Source organism: Vulcanococcus sp. (genome assembly GCF_044369115.1).
Classification (GTDB): domain Bacteria; phylum Cyanobacteriota; class Cyanobacteriia; order PCC-6307; family Cyanobiaceae; genus Vulcanococcus.
This window is the reverse complement of sequence record NZ_JBIPMN010000153.1, coordinates 1-6,518: the sequence shown is the minus strand read 5'-3', so window position 1 is coordinate 6,518 and position 6,518 is coordinate 1. Positions and strand designations below refer to the sequence as shown.

Genomic DNA, 6,518 nt, shown 5'->3' with positions numbered 1-6,518 from the left:
ATGGAGCTGATGCTCGATGGCATCGCCACGCCGGCCCAGATCGGCGCCTTTCTGATCGCCCATCGCATCCGCCGGCCCGAACCCCAGGAACTCACGGGGATGCTGGATGTGTATCGGCGGCGCGGGCCGGTGCTCACCAGCCGCACAGCCGCGTTGTGCTTCGGCATGCCTTTCGACGGGCGCAGCCGCACCGCACCGATCTACCCGCTCACCGCCCTGGTGCTGGCTGCGGCCGACATCCCGGTGGTGCTGCAAGGCTCCGGCCGCATGCCGGTGAAATACGGCGTAACGGGCGCTGAACTGTTCGCCAGCCTGGGCCTGGTGCTCACCGGGCGCAGCCTGGAGTGGCTGCAGAACAGCCTGGACCGCTGCAACCTGGCCCTGCTGCATCAGCCGGATCACTTCCCCGCCGCGGAACAGCTGATCCCCTACCGCGATGAGATCGGCAAACGGCCGCCGCTGGCCAGCCTCGAACTGATGTGGACAGCCCACCATGGCTCCCACCTGCTGGTGAGCGGCTTCGTGCATCCCCCCACCGAAGCCCGGGCCTGGGCCGCGCTGCAGCTGGCCGGCGAAACCAACGTGTTCACCGTGAAGGGCCTGGAAGGCAGCACCGACCTCCCCATCAGCCGGGCCTGTGTGACCGGCCGTGTGCGCCCCGATCAGCAACCCGAGCGCTTGGTGCTGCATCCGCGCGATCACGGCTGCTACGGCGCCGATCCCGCCTGGCACAGCCTGGAGCAGTGGAGCCAACAGGCCCTGGCCGGCCTGGGCGGGCAAGGCGAGCTGGCGGCAGCACTGCGCTGGAACGCTGGTACCTACCTCTGGCAAGCCGGCGCAGCCGCCAGCCTTCCCGAAGGCGTGGAGCAGGCCGAAGCGCTGCTGCACAGCGGAGCCGCCCTGCGGCAGCTCGAGCGGATGCGCCATACGCTGAACTGAGCTGCCATGGCATCGCCGCGCCTGCAAGCCAGCCACTGCTTTGCCTTTGAGCACGACTTTGTGGGTTCCTGGCGCTGCATCCCCTTATGCGTGCGTCGCAAGCTGGATCTGATCGGGCTCAAGCTCAAGCTCAGCCACTGGCTGGAGCTGAGCCAGGCCCAACGCCAAGAGCTGGTCGACTGGCCCGACCAGGCCGAGGCGCTGCAGCAGCTGCGCACCCAACTCCAGACCTGGACGCGGCCCATGGCCGACGGCGAAGCACGGCCGCTGCCCGTGGCGGTGGCGGAACCCTGGCAGCGATCGGAGCCCATACCTGATCAGGTGCAGCGGGCTGCCCAGCAACGGCAGGTGGCGCTGAGCGCTCAGCAGTGGGCCGAGCTGGGGGAACTGGAGCGCTTTGCCCTGTGCAAACTGGCCCGCCCGGGGCACGACCACCACAACCTCGAGGCCGCGTTTGCCGAGTTGCTGCCGCCACGGGCACTGAGTGATGGTTCCCTAGGGCACCAACGCGACGCCCAAAGCGAAATTTCGTAGCAACGAGCACCAGCACCGGCCAACCGTGCGTGATCTCTTGGATCCGTTGGTCAGCATTGGCGCCAACGCGTTATTCCTTCCAGGCGGCAGCCCGTTGTTGTGAGTGCCTACTGGATTACGGCTGCCATGCCGCCGCAGGCTTCTGGCGTCCGTTGTTCAGTTCGTTCCTTCACCAGACGCTTCGCGCCCATGTCGAACCTGTCGCGCCGCAAATTTCTGATCACCGCCGCCGGTTCTGCGGCCGGTGCCATGTGGCTGGCCGCCTGCGGCAGCAGCAAGAAAGCTCCCACCGCCAGCACAGCCAGCGGAGCTGATGCACCGGAGGTTCCCGGCGCCACCCTGGGCTTCATTGCCCTCACCGACGCGGCTCCGCTGATCATCGCCAAGGAGAAGGGCTTCTTCGCCAAGCACGGCATGCCCGACGTGAAGGTGGTGAAGCAAACCTCCTGGGCGGTCACGCGCGACAACCTGGAGCTGGGTAGCGCCAAGGGCGGCATCGATGGCGCACACATTCTCTCGCCGATGCCCCTGCTGCTCACGGCCGGCACGATCACCAAGAGCAAGCAGCCGCTGCCGATGTACACCCTGGCGCGGCTCAACCTGCAGGGCCAAGGCCTCTCAGTGTCCAAGGACTTCCTTGGCGACAAACTCACCATTGACAACAAAGCTGGCCTCACCAAGGCCGCACAGCAAGCCAGCAGCAAAGGCAAGAAGTTCAAGGCTGCCGTCACCTTCCCCGGCGGCACCCACGATCTGTGGATGCGCTATTGGCTCGCCGCCAACGGAATCGACCCCAACAAGGACGCCGACCTCGTGGTGGTGCCCCCGCCGCAGATGGTGGCGAACATGCAGACCGGAACCATGGACACCTTCTGCGTGGGTGAGCCCTGGAACCAGCGTCTTGTAAACAAGAAGTTGGGCTATACAGCCGCCGTGACCGGTGAACTGTGGAAATTCCACCCCGAGAAGGCCTTCTCGATGCGGGCGGACTGGGTTGACCAGAACCCCAAGGCTGCCAAGGCACTGCTGATGGCCGTGCAGGAAGCCCAGATGTGGTGTGAGGACCCCGCCAACCTCAACGAGCTCTGCGAAATCACCTCGAAGGACAAGTACTTCAAGGCAAGCGTGGCGGACATCAAGCCTCGCCTTGCAGGTGACATCGACTACGGCGACGGCCGCGTGGTGAAGAACAGCCCACTGAAGATGCGCTTCTGGAGCGAGAACGCCTCCTTCCCCTACAAGAGCCACGACGCCTGGTTCGTGACCGAAGACATGCGCTGGGGTTACCTGCCGGTCAACACCGATATCAACGCACTGGTGAACAAGGTGAACCGCGCCGACCTCTGGAAGGAAGCAGCAACAGCTATCGGCCAGCAGGCAGCCATTCCCGCCAGCGATTCCCGTGGCAAGGAAACCTTCTTCGACGGCGTGGTGTTCGATCCCGAGAACCCGCAGGCCTACCTCGATGGCCTCAAGATCAAGGCCATGAGCTGATGCCGGCCGGGGGGGTCTGCGGAATCCCCCCTCCGCCTTTTCCATCCGTTGCCACACCTTCAACGCCCGCTACCGCAGCGGCCGATGGAGTTCTCTTGTCTTCATTCAAGCCCACAATGACCGCGATCACGCCCGCCAGCCGTTCCAGACGATCGTCGAAACTGCGCCGCCTGCAACCAGGACTGCGCAGCCTGATGCCCTATCTGATCTGCATCGGCGGGTTCCTCATCGCCTGGCAGATCCTTTCGCTGATCCTCGGCGTGGCACGGCTGCCGGGTCCGATCAACGTGATCGTGGATACCTGGGATCCCTACATCAGCCAGCCGTTCTTTGATGATGGCGGCACCAGCAAAGGCCTGGGCTGGCAGATCCTGATCTCACTGCAACGGGTGGCCATGGGCTATGGCCTGGCAGCGGTGGTCGGGATCGCCATCGGTGGCATTCTCGGCCTCAACCGCTTCATCGGCAAAGGCCTCGATCCGGTGATTCAGGTGCTGCGCACCGTGCCGCCCCTGGCCTGGTTCCCGATCTCTCTGATGGTGTTCCAAGACGCCAACACTTCGGCAATCTTCGTGATCTTCATCACCGCCATCTGGCCGATCATCATCAACACCGCTGTGGGGATTCGCGAAATCCCGCAGGACTACACCAACGTGGCTCGCGTCCTTCGTCTGCGCAAAGGCGCCTACATCCGCAACATCGTGATCCCGGCCACCGTGCCTTATGTGTTCACCGGTCTGCGGATCTCGGTGGGTCTGGCTTGGCTGGCGATTGTGGCCGCTGAAATGCTCAAGGCCGACGGCGGCATCGGTTACTTCATCTGGGATGCCTACAACGCCGGCGGCGATTCCAGCTCGAGCCAGATCATCCTCGCCATTCTTTATGTGGGCGTTGTGGGCCTTGCTCTCGATCGGCTTGTGGCCTATGTGGGCAGCCGTGTCGCCAAGGGAGGCAACTGACGATGACCGTTGCTTTACTCACGGTTGACGACGTCACCCAGGTTTTTCCCCTCGATAACGGCGGCCGTTATGTGGCCCTGAAGGACATCGACCTCAGCGTCAGCGAAGGTGAATTCATCTCGCTGATCGGCCACTCCGGTTGCGGCAAATCAACCCTGCTCAACCTGATGGCCGGCCTTACCCAGGCGAGCAGCGGCGGCATCTTGATGGACGGACGCCAGGTCACCGATCCCGGCCCCGACCGGATGGTGGTGTTCCAGAACTATTCGCTGCTGCCCTGGCAGACCGTGCGCCAGAACATCGCCCTCGCAGTGAACAACGTGATGACCGCCGCCTCGGCGGCCGAGCAGCGCGAGCGGATCGAGCAGAGCATCCAGCTGGTGGGCCTCGGCCATGCCGCCGAGAAGTACCCCGGTGAACTCTCCGGCGGCATGAAGCAGCGGGTGGCGATCGCCCGGGCCCTGGCGATTCGCCCCCGGTTGCTGCTGCTGGATGAACCCTTCGGCGCCCTTGATGCCCTCACCCGCGGCAATCTGCAGCAACAGCTGATGCAGATTTGCCAGCAGGCCGGCGTCACCACCGTGATGGTGACCCACGACGTGGACGAGGCGCTGCTGCTCTCCGATCGGGTGGTGTGTCTCACCAACGGACCGGAAGCCGGCATCGGCCAGATTCTGCAGGTGCCATTGCCGCGGCCGCGCCAGCGACTCGAGGTGATGAACCACCCCGATTACTACCAGCTCCGCAGCGAACTGATCGGCTTCCTGCAGCAGCAGCGGCGCCTCAAACAACGCAAGCAACGCAACACCCCGGTGGTACCGGTGGCCACGCCGGATCTGGAAACGGTGCGCCTTGGCTATCTGCCGGGCCTCGATATCGCCCCGCTGGCGGTGGCGATGAAGCGCGGTTTCCTGAGCGATCGCGGTATCGAGCTGAAGCCCGTGGCCTTCGACCGCTGGCAGAGCCTCGAAGACGAGCTGCGCAAGGGCGAACTGGATGTGGCGATCACCTCCGCCACCACGCCATTGGCCCTCACCCTCGGCCTCGATGGCGAGCCCGCTTGGCCAGCAATCACCCCGATGACGGTGACCCGCAGCGGCAATGCTCTGTGCCTCGCCCGGCGCTTCAGCGACCTGGGCATCCACAACCTCAGCAGCCTGGCCGAGCGGCTCAAGGGCCGCGAATGGCCACTGCGTTTAGCCGTGGCCCAGAAAGGCAACATGCAGGAGCTGTTGCTGCGCCATTGGCTCGCCAGCGGAGGCATTGATCCCGATGGCGATGTGGAGCTGCTCGCCCTCTCACCGATGGCGATGGAAGCCACCCTGCGGGCAGGCGAGATCGATGGTTTCATCGCCGGTCGCTACCGGGTGGCCAAGGCGGTGGAAGCCGGTCTCACCACCGTGCTCGCCACCGACCTCGACATCTGGGGCGGCCATCCGGAGAAGGTGCTCACCTGCCATGAGGACTGGGCCCTGAACCACCAGGAGGCCCTGCTCAACCTCTGCGCCGCTCTGATGCGCGGCGGCCAGATCTGTGAAGACCCAGCCGAGCACGATCAGCTGGTGTCGCTGCTGGGGGCTGCCCAATGGCTGGGGAGTGGCTCTGCCTTGGCCCTGCAGCGCCAGTTCGATCTGGGCACCGATGAGCCCAGCGGCGTGCGCCTTCCTTTGAATCGCTTCCACAGCGACAGGGCTCACCTGGCCAACGCCGCGGAAGGCAGCTGGATCCTCACTCAGTTCAGCCGCTGGGGCTGGAGTGCCTTCCCCTCCAACCGATTGGAACTGCTCAGCCAGGTGTATCGCAGCGACCTCTGCAGCCGCGCGATCGAGCGCGCCGGTTTCGCCGACCTCAGGCCGGAACGTGCGCCCTTTGCCCTGGCGGATGGCGTGGCCTTCGACCAGGACAACCCGCTCGATTACCTGAACCAGTTGCCCTACTGCCGAGCCACGGCCCTGGAAAGCATTCAGCTGCCCACCGGTTCGAGCCCACGCCCCATCGCTGCCCATTGAGATGACCAGCGCCATGACCCGTGCCCCCCTACGCGCCACCACCGAGCAGCGCCAGCAGCCCTACCTCTCCTTCAACAATGTGGGGCAGGTGTTCAACACCCCGCGGGGCCCCTTTGAGGCCCTCAAGGAGATCAACCTTGAGGTGGCCCAGGGTGAATTCATCTGCGTGATCGGCCACTCAGGCTGCGGCAAAAGCACGCTGCTCAACATGGTGTCGGGCTTCCTGCAACCCAGCAGCGGCAGCGTCACCCTGCGGGATGTACCGATCGATCGCCCCGGCCCCGACCGGATGGTGGTGTTCCAGAACTATTCGCTGCTGCCCTGGAAAACGGTGGAGCAGAACGTGGATCTAGCGGTGAAAGCAGCTCGGCCCGAACTGGATGCTGCCGCCCGCGCCCAAACCGTGGACCATCACCTGGAGATGGTGGGTTTAATCGAAGCGCGCCACAAACGGCCGGCCCAGATTTCAGGCGGCATGCGGCAGCGGGTGGCCATCGCCCGGGCCCTGGCGGTGCGGCCGGAAGTGCTGGTGCTCGATGAACCCTTCGGCGCCCTCGATGCGATCACCAAGGAGGAGTTGCAG

At 64.9% G+C, this 6,518-nt stretch carries 6 protein-coding genes; all 6 read left to right on the top strand.

Annotated elements, in window-relative coordinates:
• Positions 1 to 939: anthranilate phosphoribosyltransferase family protein (locus ACIQ2E_RS11400; RefSeq protein ID WP_398330460.1), on the top strand; the 939-nt coding region annotated here is incomplete at its 5' end.
• A 6-nt stretch (positions 940 to 945) separates the two neighbouring features.
• Positions 946 to 1,473, top strand: coding sequence for a nitrate reductase associated protein (locus ACIQ2E_RS11395; protein ID WP_398330457.1), 528 nt, complete (start codon positions 946 to 948; stop codon positions 1,471 to 1,473).
• Positions 1,474 to 1,662: 189 nt separating this feature from the next.
• Positions 1,663 to 2,967, top strand: coding sequence for a CmpA/NrtA family ABC transporter substrate-binding protein (locus tag ACIQ2E_RS11390; protein WP_398330454.1), 1,305 nt, complete (start codon positions 1,663 to 1,665; stop codon positions 2,965 to 2,967).
• 116 nt (positions 2,968 to 3,083) lie between these two features.
• Positions 3,084 to 3,926 carry a nitrate ABC transporter permease gene (ntrB, locus tag ACIQ2E_RS11385; RefSeq protein WP_398330450.1) on the top strand — a complete coding sequence of 281 codons (843 nt, stop codon included), beginning with the start codon at positions 3,084 to 3,086 and terminating at the stop codon, positions 3,924 to 3,926.
• 2 nt (positions 3,927 to 3,928) lie between these two features.
• On the top strand, positions 3,929 to 5,935 hold the full coding sequence (locus ACIQ2E_RS11380) for a nitrate ABC transporter ATP-binding protein (protein ID WP_398330447.1): 2,007 nt from the start codon (positions 3,929 to 3,931) through the stop codon (positions 5,933 to 5,935).
• A 13-nt stretch (positions 5,936 to 5,948) separates the two neighbouring features.
• The coding region (locus ACIQ2E_RS11375; RefSeq protein ID WP_398330444.1) for an ABC transporter ATP-binding protein at positions 5,949 to 6,518 on the top strand (570 nt) is incomplete at its 3' end.